This window comes from Candidatus Limnocylindrales bacterium (genome assembly GCA_035571835.1).
GTDB lineage: Bacteria > Desulfobacterota > Binatia > UBA1149 > CAITLU01 > DATNBU01.
This window is the reverse complement of the sequence record DATNBU010000002.1, coordinates 76,056-101,669: the sequence shown is the minus strand read 5'-3', so window position 1 is coordinate 101,669 and position 25,614 is coordinate 76,056. Positions and strand designations below refer to the sequence as shown.

21 protein-coding genes are annotated in these 25,614 nt (G+C 64.9%); 10 read left to right on the top strand and 11 right to left on the bottom strand.

The features are described 5' to 3' along the window. Positions 1 to 5 precede the first annotated feature (5 nt). The 7 genes from VN634_01045 to VN634_01015 all read right to left on the bottom strand — a co-directional run bounded on the left by VN634_01045 (position 6) and on the right by VN634_01015 (position 7,299). Complete coding sequence (locus VN634_01045) at positions 6 to 488, bottom strand: BON domain-containing protein (GenBank protein HXC49443.1); 483 nt, start codon at positions 486 to 488, stop codon at positions 6 to 8. Between the two features lie 389 nt (positions 489 to 877). Further along, the gene (locus tag VN634_01040; protein HXC49442.1) at positions 878 to 1,483 is read right to left on the bottom strand and encodes a ferritin-like domain-containing protein; all 606 of its coding nucleotides are present in this window, start codon (positions 1,481 to 1,483) and stop codon (positions 878 to 880) included. A 187-nt stretch (positions 1,484 to 1,670) separates the two neighbouring features. After that, positions 1,671 to 2,753 carry a L,D-transpeptidase gene (locus VN634_01035; protein ID HXC49441.1) on the bottom strand — a complete coding sequence of 361 codons (1,083 nt, stop codon included), beginning with the start codon at positions 2,751 to 2,753 and terminating at the stop codon, positions 1,671 to 1,673. Positions 2,754 to 2,899: 146 nt separating this feature from the next. After that, complete coding sequence (tal, locus tag VN634_01030; protein HXC49440.1) at positions 2,900 to 4,045, bottom strand: transaldolase; 1,146 nt, start codon at positions 4,043 to 4,045, stop codon at positions 2,900 to 2,902. Next, positions 4,042 to 4,557 carry an RpiB/LacA/LacB family sugar-phosphate isomerase gene (locus VN634_01025; GenBank protein ID HXC49439.1) on the bottom strand — a complete coding sequence of 172 codons (516 nt, stop codon included), beginning with the start codon at positions 4,555 to 4,557 and terminating at the stop codon, positions 4,042 to 4,044. The genes tal and VN634_01025 overlap by 4 nt, the downstream gene beginning before the upstream one ends. Further along, entirely contained in the window at positions 4,554 to 6,593 is a 2,040-nt protein-coding gene (tkt, locus tag VN634_01020) for a transketolase (protein HXC49438.1), read from the bottom strand. The genes VN634_01025 and tkt overlap by 4 nt, the downstream gene beginning before the upstream one ends. Before the next feature lie 160 nt (positions 6,594 to 6,753). Further along, positions 6,754 to 7,299, bottom strand: a complete 546-nt coding sequence (locus VN634_01015) for a histidine phosphatase family protein (protein ID HXC49437.1) — start codon at positions 7,297 to 7,299, stop codon at positions 6,754 to 6,756. An 81-nt stretch (positions 7,300 to 7,380) separates the two neighbouring features. Here VN634_01015 and VN634_01010 point away from each other — a divergent pair, with 81 nt between their 5' ends. From VN634_01010 to VN634_00965, 10 genes are all read left to right on the top strand, one after another. Then, the gene (locus tag VN634_01010) at positions 7,381 to 8,052 is read left to right on the top strand and encodes a paraquat-inducible protein A (protein HXC49436.1); all 672 of its coding nucleotides are present in this window, start codon (positions 7,381 to 7,383) and stop codon (positions 8,050 to 8,052) included. Continuing rightward, positions 8,049 to 8,681, top strand: a complete 633-nt coding sequence (locus VN634_01005) for a paraquat-inducible protein A (GenBank protein HXC49435.1) — start codon at positions 8,049 to 8,051, stop codon at positions 8,679 to 8,681. The genes VN634_01010 and VN634_01005 overlap by 4 nt, the downstream gene beginning before the upstream one ends. Beyond that, positions 8,681 to 10,282, top strand: a complete 1,602-nt coding sequence (locus VN634_01000) for an MlaD family protein (protein HXC49434.1) — start codon at positions 8,681 to 8,683, stop codon at positions 10,280 to 10,282. Before VN634_01005 ends, VN634_01000 begins: the two co-directional genes overlap by 1 nt. Next, a complete protein-coding gene (locus VN634_00995) occupies positions 10,279 to 10,863 on the top strand; it encodes a PqiC family protein (GenBank protein HXC49433.1) in 585 nt (194 codons plus the stop codon). The genes VN634_01000 and VN634_00995 overlap by 4 nt, the downstream gene beginning before the upstream one ends. 131 nt (positions 10,864 to 10,994) lie before the next feature. Beyond that, the gene (locus tag VN634_00990; GenBank protein HXC49432.1) at positions 10,995 to 14,525 is read left to right on the top strand and encodes an FAD-dependent oxidoreductase; all 3,531 of its coding nucleotides are present in this window, start codon (positions 10,995 to 10,997) and stop codon (positions 14,523 to 14,525) included. 22 nt (positions 14,526 to 14,547) lie between these two features. Continuing rightward, a complete protein-coding gene (locus VN634_00985; protein ID HXC49431.1) occupies positions 14,548 to 16,206 on the top strand; it encodes a hypothetical protein in 1,659 nt (552 codons plus the stop codon). A gap of 127 nt (positions 16,207 to 16,333) precedes the next feature. Beyond that, a complete protein-coding gene (locus VN634_00980; protein HXC49430.1) occupies positions 16,334 to 16,474 on the top strand; it encodes a hypothetical protein in 141 nt (46 codons plus the stop codon). Between the two features lie 389 nt (positions 16,475 to 16,863). Then, positions 16,864 to 19,563: a hypothetical protein gene (locus VN634_00975; protein ID HXC49429.1), complete on the top strand. Its 2,700-nt coding sequence runs from the start codon at positions 16,864 to 16,866 to the stop codon at positions 19,561 to 19,563. A gap of 129 nt (positions 19,564 to 19,692) precedes the next feature. Beyond that, the gene (locus tag VN634_00970; protein ID HXC49428.1) at positions 19,693 to 21,288 is read left to right on the top strand and encodes a M12 family metallo-peptidase; all 1,596 of its coding nucleotides are present in this window, start codon (positions 19,693 to 19,695) and stop codon (positions 21,286 to 21,288) included. A gap of 63 nt (positions 21,289 to 21,351) precedes the next feature. After that, positions 21,352 to 21,834, top strand: a complete 483-nt coding sequence (locus VN634_00965) for a hypothetical protein (GenBank protein HXC49427.1) — start codon at positions 21,352 to 21,354, stop codon at positions 21,832 to 21,834. 25 nt (positions 21,835 to 21,859) lie between these two features. Here VN634_00965 and VN634_00960 read toward each other — a convergent pair whose 3' ends face one another. From VN634_00960 to VN634_00945, 4 genes are all read right to left on the bottom strand, one after another. Next, on the bottom strand, positions 21,860 to 22,288 hold the full coding sequence (locus VN634_00960; GenBank protein ID HXC49426.1) for a PH domain-containing protein: 429 nt from the start codon (positions 22,286 to 22,288) through the stop codon (positions 21,860 to 21,862). A 78-nt stretch (positions 22,289 to 22,366) separates the two neighbouring features. Further along, positions 22,367 to 23,290: a bile acid:sodium symporter family protein gene (locus VN634_00955; protein HXC49425.1), complete on the bottom strand. Its 924-nt coding sequence runs from the start codon at positions 23,288 to 23,290 to the stop codon at positions 22,367 to 22,369. After that, a complete protein-coding gene (locus VN634_00950) occupies positions 23,290 to 24,459 on the bottom strand; it encodes a glutathione S-transferase family protein (protein HXC49424.1) in 1,170 nt (389 codons plus the stop codon). The genes VN634_00955 and VN634_00950 overlap by 1 nt, the downstream gene beginning before the upstream one ends. Next, positions 24,456 to 25,496 carry a glutathione S-transferase N-terminal domain-containing protein gene (locus VN634_00945; protein ID HXC49423.1) on the bottom strand — a complete coding sequence of 347 codons (1,041 nt, stop codon included), beginning with the start codon at positions 25,494 to 25,496 and terminating at the stop codon, positions 24,456 to 24,458. The genes VN634_00950 and VN634_00945 overlap by 4 nt, the downstream gene beginning before the upstream one ends. Positions 25,497 to 25,614: the final 118 nt, after the last annotated feature.

Here is a 25,614-nt window from a genome sequence, read left to right as displayed (position 1 = left end):
CGACGTTATTGCGCCGCGACTTCCAGCTGGTTGTTGACCCGGGTGACGCCACTGACCTGCTGGGCCTTTGAGGCGATGCTCGCCCGTTCCTGTTCGCTCTTGACCGGGCCGCGCAGCGTCACGACCCCACCGTTGGTGATGATCTTGACGTTGTGGGCGTTGACCGACAGCGAGTCGTCGGCAGTCACGGCCTTGCGAATCGACTGGGTGATCTGGATATCCGCATCGGAATTGCCCTGATCGCCCGGCGTCACGGCCGCTTCGTTCACGTCGCGCTGATTCTTGCCGGAGTTGTCGGCCGGATACCGTGCGGCATCGGCCGGATTCGGCACCACTGCGTTCTTCGCCGCGTTTCCGGCGTTCTTCGCGCCATTCTCTACGGCGTTGCCGGCTTCACGCGCGTTCTCGGCCGCGGTCTCGGCCAGAGCCAGGGAGCTTGTCGCTCCGATCACGGAGACCATTGCTATTGTCGTCACGAATTTCTTCATCTCGTACCTCGCTATGAGTGCGACACTGCACTCGGTTAATCCGCCTTGGCTCTCACACTCGAACCTTCACTCCATCGGCTGCCGGACCCTTCTTTCCGATCCTGCCGATCCTGCCGATCCTGGCTGTCGCGTCCGCGTGCGAGCGACACACGGAACGCGATGGAGTGAACTCCGATGCGCGGAACCTCGCCGCTTCGATGTGTCACACGAGCGGGGCGCCGACCGGCTCTCGGGATTACAGAGCAGAAAACATGCCACGCACCGGATTCGTTGCTGCAACAACTCTGCACGCTTAGGGAACGTGGCGTGGATGCGCGACGTGCAGTGTTGCAAGAACTTTTCAAAGGATTGCGACGATGATGCATTGCAGCTCCGCGAACGGGGATCGCTCAGTGACCCATCTGCTCGAGCAGACTCTGCAGATCGTCCGCATGCTCTTCTTCGACGGCAAGAATTTCTTCCAGCATGCGCTTGGTCGTCGGATCGTCGTGGCCGAGATACCGGATCATCTCGGTGTAGCTCTCGATCGCCACACGTTCCGCGACAAGGTCTTCCTTGATCATTTCGATCAGGGATTCGCCTTCGACGTATTCCGAGTGGCTTCTGCTCAGCAGTCCTTCCGGAGAAAGGTTGGGATCGCCATTGAGCTGCACGATCCGGCGCGCGATCTGGTCGGCGTGCGCCTGTTCCTCCGCGGCGTGCGCGAGGAACTCGGCTGCAACACTTTCGGCGTTGATGCCGGTGGCAGTGAAATAGTGGCGTTTATAGCGGAGAACGCAGACGATCTCGGTTGCGAGCGCTTCGTTCAGCAGGCGCAGAACCGTCTCGCGATCGGCCTTGTAGCCCTCGGTGACGGCGCCGCGCTCGATGTGCATTCGCGCACGCTCGCGCAGCGTTTTCACGTCGGTGAGGAACGGCTTGTCGGCTTTCATCCGATTGTCGGCGCCCGATTGAGGCATTGCGCCGATGCTTTCCTGCGTGCGATTCGGTTCCATCTTCACTTCCTTGACAGCAACGTGGTTCGTCGGCGTGATTGCTTGTCGCTCGTTCGGGGCGCTTCACACTTGCGCGCCGATGCAGCGCCGCTGTTCGTGTAAAATGTACTTCGCCGTTGCGACGGCAGCCATAGCCTTGGGAAAACGCACGCACGCTTCTGCGATTCTGTAACCTGAGTGAGACGGCTTACTTCTGGAGCACGACCGGAGTTCCCGGCGACACCGCGCCCGCAAGCGCATTCGCGCTCCAGTTCGTCAGGCGAATACAGCCGTGCGATTCGGTGTGCCCGATCTTCGACGGTTCCGGCGTTCCGTGGATTCCGTAGTGTTCCTTGGAGAGATCGATCCAGACGACGCCCACGGGATTGTTCGGGCCGGGAGGAATGGTCGCCTTGCTGTCTTTGGCCTTCGCATCCCAGAACAGATCCGGGTTGTAGTGGAACTTCGGATTCTGCTGGATGACGGTCACTTTCCAGTCGCCGATCGGAAGCGGATCGTGCTCACTGCCCATCGTTGCAGGGAACTGCGCGTAGGTTTTGCCCGACTCGTCGACGACCGACACCGTGGCATCGGACTCGTCGACGACGACTTTTGCTGCGTGCGCGAGCGGCGCATTCTCGACGTTCGGCACGAGGATCTTCTCGCCGGCACGACCGAGAGAACGTCCAGGGTTCAGCTCGGCGAGCAGCTGCGGACTCGAGTGAAACTTCTCGCCGAGCGCTTCGGCTGCCGACGCATAGCCGAGATCCTTGAGCTTCGCCTTGGCCATCATGTCGGCCGGCACCGGATGAAACGGTCCCGCCGCGTCGGCCTCGGTTACAGTGTATTCGATGAGCGCCGGCGCACTGTCGGCATTCAGAGCGGCCCAGGTTGCTTCGTCGAGCTGGCCGCTGACGCTGAGGCCACGATTGCTCTGGAATCCGCGCAGCGCGGTTTCCACGTTCTGCCCCCACTTGGCATCCATCTCGCCCGGTGAGAAGCGCGCGCGATCGAGCAGGATCTCGGCTCGCAGAATTGCCGCGCGCTCGGCGCCGGTCGCTGCCGGCGCTGGTGATGTCGCCTTGCGGGCACCTGTTGCAGGCTGTGCACCCGACTCCGGCTGTGCAGGCAGCGCAGGTTGCGAGGTGCTGTTCACCTGGTCAGCGACGATCGCAGCTGTTTCGGATCTGGCTGCCTTTGGTGCCGGTTTCTTCTGCGCCGCACTGGAAGCGGTCACGACGACCAGGCAGGAGATAGCGATTACGACGGACAGGCGGCGGTGGTTTCTCATACAACGTCCTCATTCGCGCAACACCAGGTTGCTGCGCGAACAATGACGCGGGAGCGCCGTGAAGATTCGCCGCTATCGGGCCGCGACGGAGCAAAGCCGAAGAAGTCGGCGCGCTGGAGTGAAAGATCGCACCCCGAGTGCGGTCTTCAGGAAGCTGCCTTGTGGCGCACCTTCTCGTCGAGCCCCGCAAGAAGCTGGACGTACGAGTCCACGAACTTCTGCACGCCGTCGCGCTCGGCGAAGTTGTCGGTGATGTCGTGGTAGTCGATTCCGAACTCCGCAAGGGTTTCGATCTGGTGCCGGGCTTCGTCGACGCCGTGGGAAAGCGTTTCCTCCGGAATGCCGTGATCCAGGTACGCTTCCATCGTCTTGATGGGAAGCGTGTTGACGGCCGGGCCGCTGATGAGCTCCTGGACGTAGAGGATGTCCGGATAGTTCTTGTTCTTGGTCGACGTCGATGCCCACAGGCAGCGCTGCGCGCGTGCTCCCTTGATTGCAAGAGCCTCCCAGCGAGGTCCCGAGAAGATTTCCTTGAACCGTGCGAACGCGAGCTTGGCATTGGCGATCGCGATCTTTCCCTTGAGGTGTTCGAGCCGCTCCTTCCGATCCGGATCCGTTTCGCGCGCGAGCGCCTCGTCGATTCGCTTGTCCGCTTCGGTATCGATGCGCGACACGAAGAACGACGCAACCGACGCGACCGGCCGCAGATCCCCGCCGTTTTTCGCAAGCTCCTCGAGGCCGGCAAGGTAGGCTTCGGCCACAGCAGCGTAGCGGTCGACCGAGAAGATCAGCGTGATGTTGATCGACTTGCCGAGTGCGATCATTCGCTGGATGGCAGGCAGGCCGGCGCGCGTCGCGGGGATCTTCACCATCAGGTTCGGCCGCGCGATCTCGCGGTGATACCGGATTGCCTCCGATACGGTCTTCTCGGTGTCGTCGGCGAGCGACGGCGAGACCTCGATCGACACGTAGCCGTCTTCGCCGCCGGTCGAGTCGTAAACCGGGCGAAGCACGTCGCAAGCTTCGCGGATGTCGTCGATGGCGAGGGCGTCGAAAATCTCTTCGGTGGTTTTTCCGCGCGCCGCGAGCGCGGCGATGTCGGCGTCGTACGCCGTGCCCTCCGAGAGCGCTTTCTGGAAGATCGACGGATTGGACGTCACGCCGACGACAGCCTTCTCGGCGATCAGCTGCTTCAGCCGGCCGCCGCGGATGATGTCGCGCGAGAGCTCGTCGCACCAGACCGAGACGCCGAAGTCCTTGAGACGGAACAGGGAGTTTCTGGTATCGCTCATTTCTTCACCTCCGAAACGGGCAGTGCGCCGCTCGACGCTTCCGCTTCGATGCTTCGAACCTTGGCCAGCCGGCGCTCGTGACGCTCGGCATGGGAGAACCTTGCTGCAAGAAACGCGCGGACGACTTCGCGTGCAAGCTCGACGCCGATCACGCGGGAGCCGAGCACGAGCACGTTGGCGTCGTCGTCTTCTACACCCTGGCGCGCCGAGAACGTATCGTGGCACACGGCGCCGCGCGCCCCCGGCACCTTGTTGACGGCAATCGATGCGCCGACCCCGGAGCCGCACACGAGAACGGCTCGCTGCGCTTCACCGGTTGCCACGGCAATCCCGACCGCCCGCGCAAAATCGGGATAATCGTCCTGAGGGTCCAGCACGCAGTTGCCGAGATCGACGACCTCGTGTCCGAGCGCTTCGGCCAGCGGCATGAGGCCGCGCTTGAGATCGAAGCCGGCGTGATCGCTGCCGAATGCGACGATCAGGCGCTCCGCCGATGGTTCCGGCCGGCTCACTTGCCCTGGACGAGTCGCTCCACTTCCCGGGCGACGTGCTCGGGCGTGAAACCGGCTTCCTTCATGTTGGTGCCGCCGGGTGCCGATGCGCCGAAATGGTCGATGCCGATCGCGATGCCCTGGGAGCCGATGTACCGGTCCCAGCCCCACGTCGAACCGGCTTCGACCGATACGCGAGCCTTGATCGACGCCGGCAGCACCGACTCGCGATACTCGGGCGCCTGCTGGTCGAACAGCCACGTCGACGGCATCGAGACGACGCGCGCAGCAATTCCGCGCGCGCCAAGAAGAGCCTGCGCTTCGAGGATGACGGATACCTCCGAGCCGCTTGCCATCAGGATCGCCTTCGCGCCCGGTGCGTCCGACAGCACGTAGCCGCCGCGATCGACGCGCATCACGCCTCCATATTTTTCCGGATCGAGGATCGGCAGGTTCTGCCTCGTCAGCACCAGGCCGACCGGCCCGTGGCTGTGCTCGATGGCGGTCTTCCACGCCTGCGCGGTTTCGTTGGCGTCGGCCGGACGGATCAGCACGACGCCCGGCATCGCGCGAAACGACGACAAATGCTCGATCGGCTGGTGGGTCGGTCCGTCTTCGCCGAGGCCGATCGAATCGTGCGTCCAGACGTACAGCACTCCGAGCTCCGACAGCGAAGCCAGGCGGACCGACGGGCGCATGTAGTCGGAGAAGATGAAGAACGTCGCGCCGAACGGCCGCACGCCGCCGTGCGCGGCCATGCCGTTCAGGGCCGCACCCATCGCATGCTCGCGCACACCCCAGTGAAAGTTGCGTCCGCTGTGCTCGGCGTCGAAGTCGGTTTCGCCGGAGAGCAGCGTGTCGGTCGAAGGCGCGAGGTCGGCCGATCCGCCGGCGAGCGCGGGATAGCGCGATGCAATCGCGTTGAGGACCTTGCCCGATGCTTTCCTCGTAGCGAGCTGGCCGCCCTTGGCGTCGGACGGCTTGAACGTCGGAATGGCGGCATCCCAGCCGGCGGGAAGCACGCCCGCGAATCCGTCGGTGAGCTCACGGGCAAGATCGGGAAACTCGCGCGCATACACATCGAAGCGTCGCTTCCAGTCGGCGCTGTGTCCGGCGCTTTCGGCGGCCGCGCGTCTCCATTCGGCGAGCGACTGCTCCGGAACGGCAAAGTCGACGTCCGGATTCCAGCCGAGCACTTCCTTGGTCGCACGAACTTCGTCTTTGCCGAGAGGCGCACCATGCGCCTCGGCCTTGCCCATCAGCTTGGGCGCCGGGAATCCGATCTGCGAACGCGAGATGATGAGCGACGGGCGCGTCGTTTCGGCCTCGCACTCCCGGTACGCGCGCTCGAGCGCTGCCGTATCGTTGGCATCGGCGACGTGCGTGACGTGCCAGCCGCAGGCCTCGAAGCGCTTGCCGACGTCTTCGTTGAACGCGAGCGCGGTGTCGCCTTCGATCGTGATGTGGTTGTCGTCGTAGAGAAGGCCGAGCTTTCCGAGCTGCAGATGTCCGGCAAGCGAGACGGCTTCACACGAGACGCCTTCCATCAGGTCGCCGTCGCTGCAGAACGCCCACGTGCGATGGTCGACGATCGCATGACCGGGGCGGTTGAAGCGCTTCGCGAGCAGTCGTTCGGCGATCGCCATTCCGACGGCATTGCCGACGCCCTGGCCGAGCGGCCCGGTGGTGACTTCCACGCCGGGCGTCATTCCGCGTTCCGGATGTCCCGGCGTCTTCGAATCGAGCTGGCGGAAGCTCTTGATGTCGTCGAGCGAGATCTCGTAACCGGTCAGATAGAGCACCGAATACAGCAGCATCGACGCGTGACCGCACGACAGTACGAAACGGTCGCGGTCCGGCCACAGCGGATTCTTCGGATCGTAGCGAAGGATCTTCGACCACAGCACGTACGCCGCCGGGGCGAGCGCCATCGGCGTTCCCGGGTGGCCCGAGTCGGCTTTCTGGACAGCATCCATTGCGAGCGTGCGGATCGTGTCGATGCAGAGCCGCTCGAGCTCGCTCGGTGAGATCGGATTCGTTTGGGCGGTCGAGCTCATGTCGGATCCTCAGGCTGGGGGAAGTCGGTTCGACGCGATTTCCTGACGAGGACGCGAGAGAAAGCAACCCGCTCGCACGACTTCGTGCACCGCGCCAGCCCGCGCGAGATCGAGCGACGTTGTGCGATCCAGCCGGCATCCGCCGGCGCGATGTTTTCCGTCAGCGCCCGAGCTTTCGCAGCAGCGACGGCGGAAGGAACCATCGCAGCACGGCGCTGCCCGGGCCCGGAGGCTCGGTCAACCGGAGCAGGCATGCGCCGCCTTTTCGCATCTCGAACGGAGTCCTGGTCTGGCCGGTGATCAACCATGAGATCAGCTGCCCCAGGTCGGGTTCGTGGCCGACGAGCGCAATACGCTGGCCGGATTGATGCGCGGCTGCCGCAGCCTGTTCGCTCTCCTGCTGCACCGGCTGCCGCTTTTTCAGCCACGCAGCGATCTCGCCTTTCTCGGCTCCCGACGTGAGCGCCGGGACTTCTTCCACTCTGGCGTTTTTGTAGGCGCCCTTCAGCACCGCCGCGGTCTGGGCCGCACGCACGAGCGGGCTCGTTGCGATGAGATCCAGGTTTGGAAACGCGACCGCGAGACCAGCCGCGTTTCGCTTCATCAGGTCGCGGCCTTTGTCGGTCAGAGGCCGCTCGCCGTCCGGTCGTCCTTTCCAGTCCGTGTGCTCGACGGCAATCGCATGGCGCACGATGAGAAGGTCCATAAATGCTCCTTGTTCGCGTTCGCTGTTCTCCGGCGGGGGGCGGGTTTTCTCAAATGGGCGCGAATGCTTGTATGCGCTGCCATGTACAATGAGCCCCTTCGCGATCCGAGGCTGCTCGCCTGCCTGCAATGCGACCTCGTGCAGCGCCTGCCCGACGTCGAACCGGGCGGATCGGCGCGCTGCCCGCGCTGCGACCGGGAGCTGTGGCGCAGGCGGGACGATTCCCTCAATCGTACCCTCGCACTGACGCTCGCGGCCATGCTCACGTACGTGGTCGCCAACTCTGTCCCGATGCTGAGCCTGTCGGCGGTGGGTCACCACGCCTCGACGACCGTGTTCGGCGGCGCGATGCAGCTCTGGCGCGACAACGAAAAGATCGTCGCGATGCTCGTGATGTTCGCCGCCGTCGTCGCGCCGGCCCTGCAGATCGGGATGATGCTCATCATCATCCTTGCCGCCCACAAGCCGCGTCCTCCGCACTGGGTCGGCACTCTGCTTCGTCATCATCCGTTCACGCGCACCTGGAGCATGATCGAGGTCATGCTGCTCGGCGTGCTGGTCGCGCTGATCAAGATCGCCGAGCTCGCGACCGTGATTCCGGGACTGGCGCTTTTCGCGCTCGGCTTTCTGGTGCTGCTGTTCGCCGCCATCCAGGCCAACTTCGATTCGCGCGACGTGTGGGACCGGGTCGAGTGGGCGAATCGCGAGCAACCGGACCACGTGCCCGCTGCGGCGGTCCGGGTCGTATCATGAACGTCGCCGGCACTTCGGCGATGGCTCACGGGCTGCACAGCTGCGAAGGCTGCGGCCTGCTGTCGCGTGCGCCCGGCGGCGCGGCCGAAGGCCACTGTCCTCGCTGCGGCGCGCACGTCGAGTTCCGCAAGCGCGACAGCCTCCAGCGCACCATCGCTTTCCTGATTGCTGCCGCCGTCTGCTACATCCCCGCCAATGTTCTGCCGGTCATGACGACGACTACGGCGACCGGCACCGAGACCGACACCATCCTGCAGGGAGTCGTGCTGCTCTGGTCACCCACCGGCTGGCCGCTGTCGCTGATCGTCCTGTTCGCGAGCATCATGATCCCGAGCGCGAAGATCCTCGCGCTCGTCTTTCTCGTGATCAGCGTGCGGCGAGGATCGGTCGAGAACAACGAGCAGCGCACGCGCCTGTATCGCATCGTCGACCTGATCGGCCGCTGGTCGATGGTCGATGTCTTCGTCGCGGCGTTCACGGCGGCGCTCGTGCAATTGCAGCCGCTGATGTCGGTGGGACCGGCTCCCGGCGTGTTCTTTTTCTCGGCCGTGGTCGTCCTGACGATGCTGGCCGTGGAATCGTTCGACCCGCGACTGATCTGGGATTCCTCCAACCCTCGAGGTCTTTGATGGCTGATCCTTTCCTGCCCGAATCGTCCGAGATGCCCGAAGCCCGCGCGGTTCCGAAGAAGCGCACGCGGCTGTCGGCCGTATGGATCGTACCGATCGTAGCCATGGCGCTCGGTGCGTGGGTTGCCGTCACACGCATCATGAGCGAGGGGCCCACGATCACCATCGATTTCCGGACCGGCGACGGCCTCGAGGCCGGCAAGACCAAGATCAAGTTCAAGGGAGTGGAGGTCGGGACGCTCGACAGCGTGGCTCTCGAGGGCGACGAGCATCTGGTGCGCGGCACCGCAAAGATGGAGCCCGGCAGCGAGAAGTTTCTGTTCGACGATACGCGGTTCTGGGTAGTGAAGCCGCGCATCTCCGGCGCCAACGTGAGCGGGCTCAGCACGCTCATCTCCGGATCCTACATCGCCCTCGACTTCGGCCGCGGCAGCCAGAGAGGCAAGAAGGAGAAGCATTTCGTCGCGCTCAAGTCGCCGCCGGTCGTGTACGCCGACGTGCCGGGCCGCTTCTTCACGCTGAAGACTCCGGACCTCGGCTCGCTCGATACCGGCGTCCCGCTGTTCTACCGGCGGCTCGAAGTCGGGCAGGTGGCTTCGTACGAGCTCGACAAGGACGGCCAGACGATGATCGTCCGGATCTACGTCAATGCGCCGTACGACCAGTACGTCAATGCCAACACCCGCTTCTGGAACGCGAGCGGCGTCGATGTGTCGCTTTCGGCGTCCGGACTGTCGGTTCAGACCCAGTCACTGCTCTCGGTGTTGATCGGCGGAATCGCCTTCGAAACCCCGGCGGACGGGGCCGTGCGCGAGGAGGCTGCAGAGGACACGGTCTTCTCGCTCTACGACGATCGTGCCGCCGCGTTTCGTCCGCCTGCTCACGATCCGCAGACCTATCAGCTCATCTTCACGCAATCGGTGCGCGGCCTTGCAGCCGGTGCGCCGGTGGAGTTTCACGGCATGCCGATCGGCGAGGTCGTCTCGCTCGACGCGCGCCTGAACGCCGAGACTTTCGAATTCTCGGTGCCGGTCACGATCCGCCTCGATGTCCAGCGGCTCGGAGTCGCGATCACCGACCTGCCGGCCGGAACCGACGTCGCCGCCGTCCGGCAGAGGCTGATGGACAACCTCATTTCGCATGGAGTGCGGGCGCAGCTTCGAAGCGGCAGCCTGCTCACCGGCGCGATGTATATCGCGTTCGACACGTTCACCGACGCGCCGCCGGTCAAGCTCGACTGGTCGCAGCAACCGGTGCAGCTGCCGACGATGCCCGGCGCGTTCGATGCGATGGAAGCCAGCGTCGGCCGCATCATCGACAAGGTCGACCGGCTGCCCCTCGATGCGATCGGCAGCGACGTTCAGAAAGCAGTCGCCGAGCTCAACAGGACGCTGGTCGGCGCGCGCGGTGCAGTGTCGAGCGCGCAAGGCACGCTCGACAGCACCAACAAGATGCTCGAGCCGAATTCGGCGTTCAATGCCGACCTCACCAACACGCTCCAGGAAGTGGCCCAGGCGGCGCGGTCGATACGCGTGCTCACCGACTATCTCGCACGCCATCCCGAGTCGCTCATTCGCGGCAAGACGGAGGATTCCAAGTGATCAGGAACAAACTGGCGTATTCGCTGCTGGCATTCGCCGCGATCGGGTGCTCGTCGGCGACGACGCAGTTCTACACGCTGGCTTCGCTCGCGACGCCGGGACCGGCGCCGGCCGCGCACTACTCGATCCTCGTCGGTCCCGTCGAGATTCCGCCGTCGGTCGACCGCCCGCAGTTCGTCGTGCAGATCGCCCCGAATCAGATCGCGATCGACGAGCTCAACTGCTGGGCCGCGCCGCTCGGCGACGGCATCGCGCGTACGGTGGCAGGAAACCTCGCGGTGCTGCTGGCGACCCACGATGTCGCGGTCGCTCCGGTCGCGAACTTCCGCGCAACGCATCGGGTGATTCTCAACGTGCAGCGTTTCGACTCGATTCCCGGAAAAGCAGTCACCGTGGATGCGCTGTGGACGGTTACGCCGACGGCTGTCGCCGGAGTCGCGCGCTCGGGCCACACCGTCGCCGAAGAGTCCGTAAGCACGCCGGGCTACGACGCGCTGGCTGCCGCACACAGCCGCGTGCTGGCAAGGCTCAGCAGCGAGATCGCCGAGGCGATCGTCGCCAGCGGAAAGAAAAAATCGTGACACCGGCGCGCTGAGCAGCGCACGACGGCTCGTCCCGCCGCGGCAGCGTTGGTTGAAGACGTTGCGAAGCTGCCGTACAGGCACGGTCCCACGCCGCCTCGCAGCCACGGCCGTGGCGAGGATTCCGGACGATGCCCGACAGACTCGACCTGGCCTTTGGCCTGTCCTTTGACGACCTCTACAACCGCAGCGGACTCGTCCGTCTCGATTCGGAGTTCCTGACGCGGCTCGAAAGCGCGGACGCCGGCGTCGCAGCCCGCCTGCGCGCCGCGCGCGACAACCCGTCCTCGCTGCCGGCCAAGGAAGAATCGGCGCTGCTGCTCGCGCTGGCTCCGTATCTCGACGACTTCGTCGGCGAGCTGTTCGGCATCCAGGCCGAGCTCGCTGCTCTTCGCCAGCGCCATCTCGATCTCGTCCCGCTCTTCGAGATCAAGCGTCAGTTCGTGCAGCGCAAGCCGGTCAGCCAGGTTTCTCCGGCGGAAGCGTCGGCGTTCGACGGCGCCGCGCTCACGGTCGAGATCCGCGAGGCCGTCGGGAAGGATCCCAGCGACGACCTGCACGCGTTCGAGCTGGCATTCGCCCGGCAACTCACGCACTGGCTGAACGGCGCCGAATCGTGGGCGGGCAGCATCGATGCGGCGACGCGCTACGCGGCGTGGGCGCTGCATTCGAAAGCCGGCCGCGCCCGCCACAAGGACGGCGTGCTCTTCCACACGCCGAAGAAGACCGATCCGATGCACCTGATGCACCACGGCGTGCGCGCGGAAAAAGACGGCGTGGTTTCGTACTCGATCGATCCGGAGTACGAACGCCATCGCGAAGGCTTCGATCTTACCGATCGCGGCACGGATCTGGTGGGTGCGCTCGACCAGGCCAACTACTGCATCTGGTGCCACAACCAGCAGAAGGATTCCTGTTCGAAGGGGCTGCGCGAGAAGCCTGCGGCTGGAGAAGCCGTCGGCGCTTACAAGAAATCCGCATTCGGCGTGACCCTGGCCGGATGTCCGCTCGGCGAGAAGATCTCCGAGTTTCACACCGCCAAGGTCGAAGGCCATGCGATCGGCGCGCTCGCGATCATCACCGTCGACAATCCTACGGCGGCCGCGACCGGCCACCGCATCTGCAACGACTGCATGAAGTCGTGCATCTACCAGAAGCAGGAGCCGGTCGACATCCCGCAGGCCGAGACGCGAACGTTAAAGGACGTGCTCGAGCTGCCGTGGGGCTTCGAGATCTACTCGCTGCTGACCAAGTGGAATCCGCTCAACATCGAGCGCCCGCTTCCGAAGGAGGAGACGGGCCGCAAGGTTCTCGTCGTCGGCCTTGGCCCGGCCGGCTTCGGGCTCTCGCATCATCTGATGCAGGACGGCCACACCGTGGTCGCGATCGACGGGCTCAAGATCGAGCCGCTGCCGAAGGAGATCTGCGGCGTGCGGCACGACGGCTCGCGCTCGCCGTTCGTGCCGATCCGCGAGGTCGACTGCCTGTACGAGCGTCTCGGCGACCGCGTCATGGCCGGCTTCGGCGGTGTCGCCGAATACGGCATCACGGTTCGCTGGGACAAGAATTTCCTCAAGATCATCCGCCTGCTGCTCGAGCGGCGCGCGGCGTTTTCGATGATCGGCGGCGTGCGCTTCGGCAGCACGCTCACCCTCGATGAAGCGATGCGCTTCGGCTTCGACCACGTGGCCATCTGCATCGGCGCCGGCAAGCCGACCGTGCTCGACATCCCGAACGGGCTCGCGCGCGGCGTGCGCATCGCGTCCGACTTCCTGATGGCGCTGCAGCTTACGGGTGCGGCCAGGCCGGAATCGATCGCCAACATGCAGATGCAGCTTCCGGTCGTCGTGGTCGGCGGCGGATTGACCGCGATCGATACCGCGACCGAATCGCTTGCGTACTACGTGGTGCAGGTCGAAAAATTTGCGCAGCGCTACGAGAAGCTCGTCGAGAAATCCGGCGAGGCGTCCGTACGCGAGTGGTGGGATGCGTCCGACAACGCGGTTGCCGAGGAGTTCCTCGCGCACGCCGCCGCCATCCGTGCCGAGCGTGCGCGTGCCAAGGCTGCAGGCGAAGAGCCGCGTCTTTCCGCGCTGCTCAAGTCGTGGGGCGGCGCGACCATTGCGTATCGCCGGCGCCTCATCGACAGCCCGTCGTACACGCTCAATCACGAAGAGGTCGAGAAAGCGCTCGAGGAGGGCGCGATCTTTACCGAATGCCTGTCTCCGATTGCGATCGACATCGACGCGAACCGCAGCGTCGAAGCCATCCGCTTCAAGCGCCAGGTGCACAGCGCCGACGGGCGCTGGGTCGCGGCCGAAGGCGAAGTCCGGCTCCCGGCTCGGACGGTCTTCGTCGCCGCCGGCACGCAGCCGAACACGGTGCTCGCGCGCGAGGACGAAGATCACTTCCAGCTCGACGGCAAATACTTCCGCGCGTGCGACGAGCTCGGGAATCCCGTCAAGCCTGCGATGCAGCTGAGCAAGCCGGACCGCGCCGACGTGCTGCTCAGCCGGCTTCCCGACGGGCGTTTCGTGAGCTTCTTCGGCGACGTGCATCCGTCGTTCTTCGGCAACGTCGTCAAGGCGCTCGGCTCGGCCAAGCAGGGTTATCCGGTCGTGAGCCGCGTGCTCGCGCGGCGCCCGCCGAATTCGCCGGAAACGGCACGCGGGTTCTTTGCGAGGATGTCGTACGAGTTCCGGCCGACCGTCGAGCGCGTCGACCGCCTGACGCCGACCATCATCGAAGTGATGGTGCGCGCGCCCGCTGCCGCAAGGCGATTCCAGCCGGGACAGTTCTACCGGCTCCAGAACTTCGAGACGCTCGCGCCCGAAGTCGGCGGCACCAAGCTGCAGATGGAAGGTCTCGCGCTCACCGGTGCGTGGGTCGACCCCGACAAGGGCCTGGTTTCGACCATCACGCTCGAGATGGGCGGCTCATCGAGCCTGTGCTCGCTGCTGCGCGAAGGCGAGCCGGTGGTGCTGATGGGACCGACGGGAGCTCCGACACACATCATCGAGCGCCAGACGGCAATCCTTGCGGGCGGCGGTCTCGGCAATGCGGTGCTGTTCTCGATCGGCCAGGCGCTGCGCCGCGCCGGCACGAAGGTCATCTACTTTGCTGCCTACAAGAAGGCGATCGACCGCTACAAGGTCGAGGAGATCGAGAACGCAGCCGATATCGTGATCTGGTGCTCGGACGAAGCGCCCGGCTTCGAGCCGACGCGCGACGGCGACAAGACGTTCGTCGGCAACGTCGTGCAGGCGATGCACGCGTATGCGACCGGTGCGCTCGGCGCGGCGCCGCTGTCGCTCGCGGATGCGTCGCGCATCATCGCGATCGGATCGGATCGCATGATGGCAGCCGTCGCAGAGTCGCGGCACACGCTGCTCGCGCCGTATCTCAAGCCCGGACACTGCGGAATCGGCTCCATCAACTCGCCGATGCAGTGCATGATGAAGGAGATCTGCGCGCAGTGCCTGCAGCCGCACCGCGATCCGGCCACCGGCAAGACGACGTACGTGTTCTCGTGCTTCAACCAGGACCAGGATCTCGACCATGTCGACTTCGCGGGCCTGCGCGACCGCCTCGGGCAGAACTCGCTGTCGGAGAAGATCACGACGCGTTGGATCCGGCACTGCCTCGAAGGTGCGGAAGGCTGACCCGCTCCGGAACGTGATGCTCGTGCTCGCACAAATTGCAGTTGCCGTCCTGGTGCTGGTTGCCGGCAGCGGCAACGCATTTGCCGACACGTACCGGTATCACCCGCGTCTGACCCTGGCTCTGGGCAGGGGCTTCTCGCCGAACGACCTGTTTGCGGCGAAGGAAGGCTGCATCGACTTCGTGCCTGTCCGTCTCGATCCGGGCCCGCCGCTGACGACGTTCTCGCAAACGTACGTCACGTCCGACCGCTCGCTCTACGAGTCGATCGGTTACGAATTGCGCGCCGAAGCAGCCTACCTCGACGCCAAGGCGAGCAGCGGCATCAAGGCGACGACTGCGCGAACCACCGATGCTCACAGCGTCCGCGTCGTCGTCAACGCGACGACGGATTTCGGACGCTGGGGTCTGAAAGCGGGGGCTTCACTGACCGAAGACGCGAAACGGCGCGTGAGCTCCCCCGCCGACTTCGCGAAGTTCTGTGGCACCGAATTCGTCAGCATCGAACGCCGTGGTGCTTCGGTTGCTGCGATCCTGACCTTGAACACACGCACCGACGAGCTCAAGCGCGCGCTCGAGCTCTCGCTCGGCGGATCGGCCGCTTACGGCCCGATCTCGGCGTCCGTCCAGCAGCAGTTCAACTCGGAGCTGAAGAAGTCCGCGAAGGAAGGACGCCTCAGCGTCGACATCGTCAGCACCGGAGGCGTCGGCCTCGGCGGTCTCAATTCGGTGGTGATCGCCGAAGCCGCAACCGATGCCGGGCTCGATTCGATCAAGAAGAGCCTGGCCGAGTACTTGAAGTCGTTCAGCGAGAGCAACGCGGCGGCCGTCGAGTACGTGTCGGCGTCGATGGAGCAGTTCGGCTGGGACAAGTCCGCGTATGTGGAAGAGCCGCTCGACTATCAGCGGCTGATCGCGATCTCCGAAGAGTACAAGCGCGCGTCCGCCAGGCTCAGCCTGATCGAGGATCTCGAGAAACCGGCGAGCCAGCTTCGCCCGCTGATCAGCGACGGCAACGCGAAGCTCATCTCGAACTACATGAAGCCGACGCTGCGGCGCTATCTCGCCCGGCTCGAGGACGCCCACGAGGCCTGCAAACGCAATCGCGAGGACGACTGGTGCACGTCGGTTTTCGACGACGACTCCAAGATCATTCCGGCTCCCGACCTGCCGATCTTCGACAAGATCTTTCGCGCTCCCACGGTGCAGTTCGAAGCAAGAGGCGACTTCTCGAATCCGCGAACCGACGAGCAGCGCCTGTCGGCGGACGCCGTGCGCGTGATCCTGGATTCTCCCGCAGCCGAACGCGCGAACGCGAGGAAAACGATCGACGCATATCCGGGCCCGCTCTACCTGACGCTCACAGTGGGAGCCGGGTATCCGCTGAAAACCGTGCGGACGATTTTCGTCGATACGGATAGCGCCGAGGAAACGAGCGTACTTCCGGAGAGCCTGGTTCAGGGTCCCGACATCTCGTACAAATATTTCAGCACGGATCCCGCCGCGACGGACTATTCGTTTGAAAGCGGCCTCGTAAGCTGGACGAAGCAATCGCGCGACAAGCGCACAGGGTTGTTTCTTTTCATCGTGAAGGACGCAGCCGATCGCGAGTGGCGCGTACCGTTTCTCGAAGCGAGCTGGTCGAAAGGCGGGCGCGAGCTCAAGACCAGGCTGGTCAATTAGCACTCACCAGTTCCCGACCGCAGCACCGAAGTGAGGGACGCTCGCGGTTGACAGCCGACGTGCGCTGCCTAGCTTTGGAACGCGTACGGCCAAACGGCGTCAAGTCGGGCGCGAAGAGAGGTGCAACATGAACGTCACGAAAATGAACGAGAACCAGCCGGACATGTTCCACGACGAGGCTGCGCATCGACTCGAGTGGCTCGTCGTCGGCGTACCCTTCACGATCGCCGCAGCAGTCCTGGCGATGTACTACCTCATCTTGTACTGACCGCGTAAGCGGGAGATCGCTGGGACAGGCAGGCGCGCATCGAGCAGTCGATGCGCGCTTTTTATTTGCCCCTTCCGATCGTAGACGCGCGCCGGTCCGCCTCGAGAAGCAGTCGACTTCCTCGATGGGACCCGGCCGCCGGCTCAGCACCGGCGGTTTCAAAAACAGGAACATGGCGTCGCGGTTCTTCCCAAAGCTGCCTGAGACGCCCAGAGAAAACCTTCCGGCGGTTTTCCCGCGTTGGCCGGCGCCTCCAAGTGCGCGGCAATCATGAGAATCCGCGCAGCGTCCCGCGCGCGGACAGTTGCAGCGCCGTGGCATCCTCTTTGCTGAGTTCATTCTAAGTAAACCGGAAATCCGGTCTGTGGAGGGACAGGCAAGGAGCGCCAATGAAAACTCTCACATCCCCTCGAACCGCGCCCGATGCCTGTCGGGTTTCCAGAGTCCTACGCTGCGCGATCGTCGCGGCCCTCGCGACGTTGGTCCCCGTCTTCAGCGCCCGCGCGCAGGGCTACCCCGTTCCCGAAAGCTGCCAGGTCGATACCGGCGGCGCCAACGATCGGCCCGGACAGCGCGACGTCACCGAGTTCTGCGTGGAAGAAGCCGACGGCTCGCCGTTCGAGCTTTACGCGCTGACGAACAGCGACGAGATCGAATCCGGCGGCGCCAACACGATCGACATCTGCTTTCTCCTCAACGTGGATGACGACGCGTTCGTGAACTATGCCGTGTGCGCGACCCTGCGCGGCGACGACGGCGGTCCGACGTTCCTCGGCATGGTTCGCCTCTTCCGTTGCATCGACACGAAGCCCGACCGGTGCATGTCGAGCGTGCAGATCTTCGGCGCGCACAACACCGCGTGCGAAGTCCGCCATCCCGACACCGATCCGTTCAGCCCGGCAGCGTCCAACGGACCCGGAGACGAATATCCTTTCGACAGCGAGCTGTTGTGCGCGATCGATCTCGACGACTTCGGCATCACGAGCAGCACGCTGCGGATTCTCGACAGTTGCTCGTTTCCATCGATGTCGCCGAACTCCGATCCGGACGACTGCATCCTGTACTCGGAGTGCTCGAGACACGCCGATTGCGACGACGGCAATTCGTGCACCGCTGACCAGTGTGAAGTGCCGGGTATCTGCTCGCACAAGGCACTGAGCGGCGTTCCCTGCAACGACGGCTTGTTCTGTACTGACGGCGAAAGCTGCAACAGTCTCGGGTTCTGTGGCGGAAGCGAGGCCCGATCGTGCGACGATACGGTCGACTGCACCATCGACGACTGCGACGAGCTCGACGACGTCTGCGTCCATGACGCGCGCGATTCGCTGTGCGACGACGATCTGTCCTGCGACGGCCTGGAGATTTGCGATGCGGCGAACGGCTGCATCGAAGGGTCGGCGCCGGACTGCAGCGACGGGGTAGCCTGCACCGACGACATCTGCGACGAGGCCACCGATTCCTGCGGGCATGCTCCTGTCGATGCGGCCTGCGACGACGGCCTGTTCTGCACCGGCGCGGAGCGTTGCGACCAAAGCGACGGATGCATCGGCGGCGCCGCGCCGCAGTGCAACGACGGCATCGCGTGCACGATCGACCACTGCGACGAAAGCGCGAACGCCTGTGACCACGCCCCGACGGACGCGCTGTGCGACGACGGGCTTTTCTGCGACGGTGACGAAGCGTGTGATCCCGCTGCCGGTTGCCGTGCGGGAATCCTTCGCGACTGCAATGACGGCGTCGCATGCACGCTGGATGCATGCGACGAAGCGGACGACCGGTGCGTTCGCGTGGCCGAGCACGGCACCTGCGACGACGGCTCCTTCTGCAACGGTGCGGAGGTCTGTGGGGCGGCCGGCTGCGTATCCGGGAATCCCCCTTGCGCCGGTGCTGCGGTCTGCGACGAAACCGGCAATGCCTGTATCGGTTGCATCGCCGACGGCGACTGTGACGACGGGCTGTTTTGCAACGGAAACGAAGTCTGCGCGGACGGCGCGTGCCGCGCCGGCGTCGCGATAGCCTGCGGCGACGCGGTCGCGTGCACGGTCGACAGCTGCAATGAAGCGACCAACGCCTGCGATCATGCTCCGAGCGCGGCCAGGTGCGACGACGGCCTTTTCTGCACCGGCAGCGAGACCTGCGATCCAGCGATCGGCTGCGAGACTGCAGCCGCGCCTGCCTGCAACGACGGCATCGACTGCACCGAAGACTGGTGCAGCGAAGCGCGCGACGAATGCATGCACAGCGTCGAGGATTCGCGGTGTGACAATGGGCGATACTGCGACGGTCGCGAGACCTGCGACGCGTCCTCCGGCTGCCAGGAAGGCGAACCGGTGCGATGCCGCGATGACGGAACGGTGTGCTCCGTCGAGACCTGCAGCGAGTCGGCCGACGGCTGCATCAGCGATTTCTCGCGCTGCGTCTGCGGCGACCGCGAGGTCACCGGTCTCGAGGAATGCGATCCTCCGGCGCGCGCCGGGACCTATGAAGACTGCAACAACCAGCTCGACGACGATCACGACGGCGCCGTCGATTGCCTCGATCGCGATTGCAACAAGGGTTCCGGCCGCGGCAAGGTCTGCGGCGAAGACTGCCGCTACGACCAGTTCTGCGAACGGGTGCGGTCGGATCCTGCCGAGATCCAGTTCCACGGCCCCGATGCCCCGGACATGTTCTGGGTCCATGGCCGATTCCTGCTCGAAGGAACCCCCGATCCTCTCGCGAGCGGGTTCGAGATCGAGCTCTCGAATGCGAAGCAGCCGATCTATCGCGCGTCGCTCGGAGTCGGCGACCTCGATCCGAACGCGACCGGCGGAGGCCGCTATTCTTTCAGGGATCTGAGCGCGCGCTTTCTCGGAGAAGCGAGCTCGCGCGAAGGATTGTGGAAAGTCAGCGTCGAGGTGAAACCCGTCAAGGGCATGTCATATGTGGTCTTCCGCGTCCGCGCGTACGGCGATTTCTCGGCTGCCACGCTGCGCACGATGACGACGCAGGTGACCGTCGGCAGCGAGGTCGCATCGCTCACTGCAGAATGGAAAGCGCTCCCGTGGCGCTGGGTTCTGCGGCTGCGCGACTTCGAAAAAGTCCATTGAAAAGCGCGATGACGTCGAGACCGACGCGCTGATACGACGCAAGCGGCACACCAATCATCACATCGCGTGCATTGCCGCGCGCCCTCGCACGGCAGTATCCCGGTCCTCGATTCAAGGAGGATCCGGGCCATGAACAAACGGAAATATGCTTCATTCCTGGCTGCCATCGCATTGACCACCGCGCGTGCGGTCGATGCACAGCCGGTTTCGGCGACGCCGCGGACTTACTCGCAGACGTCGCTGCACGTGCTGCGGGCGAAGCTGGTTTCGCAATCGAAAGCCCTGCGTGCGGCGCGTGGAGATGCCGTCGATCGGAGAGTCGATCCGAGGCTCGAGGAAATTCTCGGGCCGACCAGCATGCTGAACGCGCGCGTGCGGGTCGAAGGCCGCGACATGCGGCTTCGCCTGGCGGAGTACGAACCGGTGCTCGACGACGGCGCGGTGCTCGAGCAGCTGCCCGACGGTTCGTGGCAGTCACAGCCGGTCGTTCGCAACGGCACGCGGTTTTACGTCGGTCGCGAGACCAGCGACCGCAGCTCGTTCGTCACGCTGTACAGGACCGAGTCCGACGGCTGGGGCGGTCGGATCGAGCTCCAAGGCGGGACCTACATGCTCGAACCGTCCGGCTGGAGCGATCCGTCTGAACACCGCGAGCTCGTCGAAGGCGAAGACGAGGCCCCAAGCTACGTGTTCCGCGAGGACGACACCGAGGAGTTTCTGCGTCCCGCCGGCTGCGGTGATCTCGCCGCCGACGAGGATGCGCCATCCGCTGCAGACGACACGCCGAGGCATGTCGTGCTCAACGGCCAGATCGTCAAGTACGACGTCCGTTACGTCGCGGCCAGCGATTACTGGCTCGCGCGCGGCCAGGACGACAACGTGATCGGGGATGAGATCTTTGCGATGCACTACGCAACGTCCAATGCGATGCAGCAGCAGGTCTCGTCCTATGGCGTCGCGCTCAGTCACGGATGGGCCGTGCTGCACCAGAACCTGCCGTCGCCTCCATTCACGAACCCGACCGAAACCGATGGCGGGCTGCTGCTTTCGTCGGTGATCGCGTGCAAGGCTTCATCGTCGTGCCTCGGCGGCCAGTTCTACGGCAGCGACAGGATCGCGACGCTTCTGGTGTCGCGAACCGGGCTTCACAAGTCGCCGCCCGAATCCGGAAGGATCGCCGGAATCGCGCGAACCGGAGGCCTCTGCTCGGCGAATTCGGCCGCGGTCATCGAGACCACCGGCTCGGCCTATGCGCGTTTCGCGCGACTCGCTCATGAGCTGGGCCATGTGTTCGGCGCATGCCACGACGGGCCGGTTCCGGGACCGGGCTGCTCGGCGCCGACGGGCTGTCCCGATGCAAAGACCCTGATGTCACCGGTCGTAGGCGACTCGACCGTTCCGCAATATTCCACTTGTGCAGTCAATCTCATGAATTCGAGAGTGAACGCGACCGCAGCCTGCCGCACGCCGATATACTGTGGAGACGTGAACGCGGATGCGAAAATCTCCCCGGTGCCGTGTCCGGACGGCGGCCCCCAGCCCGTCAATCCGACGGACGCGCTGATCGCGTTGAAACTGGCGGTCGGGCAGGCAAATCCGGTGAGCTATTCGCACCTGGCCGACGTGTTCCCGCCGTTCGGAGCGCTGAATTCGAGTGACGCGAACGCTCTGCTCGACTATTCGGTATGCTCTCCGATCGACTACCCGCCTGCCTGCGGCAACTGACCGCAGGCATCGGGAGAACGGGTCGGCGAAGGACTCCGTGACGTGCGGAAAAGGAGGCCGATGATGCGCCTGGGCAGTTTGTTGCTGATCGCAGGATCGATTCTGGCTGCGCCGCCCGTTCTCGCGGCTTCGGATATTCCCAAGGCCGACTGCGAGCGCGAGACGAAGTGGTTCGCTCAAGTCGCCGAGAAGACCGAGGTCGTGCACGTCACGGAGAATCGGCGAACCGAAACGGCGGCGGACGGCAAGCCGCACGAAGTCGTGGAAATTCGCTGGAATGCGATGGGACAGGAGTTCGTCGTCGATCTGGATGTCGGAACCGATCCGGCCACGGACAAGGACGGCAAGCCGCTGCGGCAGATGTTCTCGGGAAAATGGCGGGGGAAAGACGCCCAGAGCGTGCTGTTCTGGCGTCTTCCCTCGGGGCAGTGGGAGGGAGATCTCAAGCTGCCGCGCGATCTCTACTCGATCCGCTCGAACTGCCGCGACGCCCCCGAGACGACGATCTTCTACTACCAGAAGTATCCGGAGAATCCGGAAGTATGACCGGCTGACCGGTGCGCTGCGGAGATCAGCGGCTCACTTCGGCGTGGACGCCGCGTCTTCGCAGGTCGGCCAGGAACTTCTCGCGATTCTCGGGAGAGATCATGATGAGCTTGCCGGCCGTGTACTGGATGCGCAGCCGGTCGAGCGACAGCGCAGGGCTCGACAGCGGGCTGCGCGTGAACTCCATCCGCGAGATGTCGCGAAGCGGCACCGACCAGTGGAACGGGCCGCTGCGGATCTCGATGCTGTAGTTGGTCACCGTGTAGTCGGTCGTCAGCACGATCCACCACGGCAGGCCGAACGTGGCGACCAGAATCGGAACCATCAACAGCGTGCTCGCGGTGGCGCCCATGAAAAACATTCCGATCGCGGCGAGCAGGCTGACGGCGCTCGAGACGCCGAATACCGTGAGAAGCCACCTGTCGATCTGCGAGCGATATACCGGATCAGCCATCGTGGATCTTTCGTATCACGCGTATCGCGGACAAAAAGGGGGCAGGTGCATTTTGTCGCCGAAAAATTCGCTGTCTCTTCATGACGGCGTGCGTCGCCACCATGCCGCGAGCGCGCTTCCGATCACGGAGTGGAACGTCGCCGAGATGGCAGCCGGAAGTGCGGTCAGAGGATCGGCGAAATGCCGGCGCGCGAGCACCGCTCCGAGCCCCGAGTTCTGCATGCCGACTTCGACCGAGATCGTGCGCGAAACCATCTCGTCATAGCCGAAGACTTTGCCGAACAGGTATCCGAGCGCGAAGCCGCCGGCATGGAGCGTGAAGACCGCTCCGGCAAGCTGCAGCCCGGAGGCCCGCAGCGCGTCGGCGCTCTGCGCGATGATGCTCGCGCAGATCAGCACGATCGCCGCGACCGAGATCAGCGGAGCCGCCGGCAGTATGCGGGCAACCGCGCGCGGCGCGAGGTGATTGAGCGCCAGGCCCGCGGCAACCGGCAGCAGGATCACCTGAAGCGTGCTGACGAACAGCCCCCACGCGTCGACCTCGACGAGCGCACCGGCGAGGAGCTGGGTAAGAAGCGGCGTCATGACGATCGCAACGAACGTCGAAATCGAAGTCAGCACGACAGACAGCGCGACGTTGGCGCGCGCGATGTAGCAGACCACGTTCGACGCCGTTCCGCCCGGGCAGCAGCCGACGAGAATGACGCCGACGGCAAGCGGCGCCGGCAGCGCAAAGAGCGTTGCGCTCGCCCAGCCGAGCACCGGCATGATCAGGTACTGCGCGGCAACACCGGCAACGACGGCGCCCGGCATGTCGCCGACGCGCCGGAAATCATCGAGCGACAGCGTCAGGCCCATGCCGAGCATGATCACCGCCAGGCCCCAGACGATCAGCGATCCGGAGAACCACGCGAACAGCGGAGGGTGCACGAGCGCCGCCACCCCGGCGGCAAGCACCCAGAGCGGAAACAGGTTGGTCGCGGTGGCGGCGATCTTCTGCATCAGTGGCCGGCGGTGCCCGCTTCTTCGTGGTGCGGAGTGCCGAAAAGCTGCATGCGGATTCGATCCGCGAGCCCGATCGATCGCGGCTGCGAGAGCGGAAGGAGCGTACCGGCCGGATACTTCGCGTCGATCACTCCGTCTTTCTCGAGCATCTCGAGACAGCCCGTGCGCGCGAGCACCTCCCGCAGGCCGGGCGACGACACTTCGGCAAGCGCGTTCTGCAGGACGCTTCGACGCCACGCCTGGAACCGGACCGCGGCGAGCTTCGGATAGGTCTTTCCGTCGATTGTCGCATCGAACCGGGTTTGTCCGTCGGCGACTGCGCGCGCGTTGGCATGAAGAACCGGCAGATAGCGGCGTGCGGCGCGCGCAAGCAGCGGCTCGATGCCGGGCGGCACTCCGTCCGGAGCCGGCGTCCACGCGGCGTCTCCAATCTTCGATGCACGGGCGTTCCACATGCGCGCGACCCACTCGTAAACGGCCGGCGCTTCGTCGCGCATGATGCGGGCCGGCGTGGGGTCGATGCTGAAGTGCCGGAACATCGACGCGAAATACCCGAAATCCGCAAAGCTCGGGCGCGCGCCGAAGAGAAACGGCCGCTCGCGGAAGATCGCTTCGAGGTCGCGAAGCTCGTCGTGGTAGTGGCGCTCGACGTCGGCGCGGTTCTCCGCGGTCACGCCATCGTGCTGCATGTACGTCTGGCGCTGCCGCCGCAGCGCCATGCGGCGCATGACGAACTTCGGCGTCAGCGGATACGAGAGAAAATCCTCGGTAAAGCGACGCGCATTGAGCAGCGCGTCCTTGTCGAACGCCCACCGGTAATACAGGGCCGGGCGCCAGAGGCCTTCATCGGCATAGTCTTCGAGCAGGCGGCACACGAACCTTGCAGCGGGATCCTCCGGAAGGACCGGCGCGTGCGGATAGCGCTGCTCGAACCATTCGATCATCGCGGTGCTGTCACGCAGGAACACGCCGTCGGCGCGCTCGACGACCGGGACTTCGACGAGCCCGGTCTTCGGTGCGATGCGCGACGCGAGCTCGCGCCAGCTCACATCGACCGTGCGATGCGGAATCTCCTTGTAGCGCAGGTACGCCTGCATTTTCCCGCTGAAGTACGAGAGGTCGAAGACGTAGAGCGTGTACGGTTCGTACGCGGCGGTGCCCGTCATGCGAACAGCGCCTCGCATCCGGTGCCGGCAAGCAGCCGGTCGGCGTCCGTGCGGTCGCTGCGGCCGAGCGCCATGTATTCCTGGCGCAGCCACGCGAGGCATTTCCTCTGGTACGGAAACACCTGCTGCGTCCAGGTTCGTCCGTCGATCGTGCACGACACGTCGGTCTCGCCGCGATCGATCGCTGCGGCGTTCGCGAGGAGGAATGGCACATGCACGCGCCCGGTTTCGGCGAGCAGGGTGCGCAGCGTGTCGGGCAGCGCGTCGCGACGGACCCAGTCGTCGGGCGACGGCTCGAGGCCGGACAGATCCTCGACGAAGTGCACCCACGCGACGACGCGCGGCGCCGTTTCGAGCGCGATCGCCGACGGCGTCGGATCAAAGCCGGTAAGCTGTGTGAGCTGTCCGTAGACGGCGAAATCGCACGTGGCCGGACGTGCGCCGAGCAGGAAGCGATGGGCAGCGAGGTGCTCGCTCAAAAGGCGCAGGCTTCGCCGGTAGCTTTCCTCGATCAGCGGAGCGGTCACCGAATTCGATCCGACCACGCCGAGTCTTCCGATCTGGCGCTCGGCGAACATCCCGCCGCCGAAGCGGACCTCGTCGTCGGACCTTGACGGCTTCGACCAGCGCGGAAGGATCGACGATGCCTTGCGGATGTCGTCGTCATACGCCCAGCGATAATGGAACATCGGCCGTGTCAGCCACTCGTCGCCCCAGTCCTCGAGCAGCGCATCGACGAGCGCGACGACCGGATCGCCGGGGCGAACGCTGCGCTCCGCGTATCTGCTGTCGAGGTCGCGAAGGATCGGCGTCGAGTCGGTGACCGCCGTGGCCGCGTCGCCTTCGCCGTCGATCAATTGCGGCAGCAGCGAGACGCGCGGCCTCGGCAGGCCGCGGTCCTCTTCGGAATCCTTGACGATCCACGCATACGGTATGCGCCGGTAGCGAAGCGCGGCGACGAGCTTGCGGCTGTACGGGGAGCCGTAAATGCCGACCACCCGAAGCCGGTCGGAGCTGGCGCGATGCCGGTCGTTCATATGCGGTTTTCCATCCGGTACGACGGGCAAGGTCAACACAGTCGAGTGCCACTCGGCCGCGCATCTTCGAGAAATCAGCCCGGCGTACGCGACAGCCCGCTCAGCGGCCTGTAAGAAC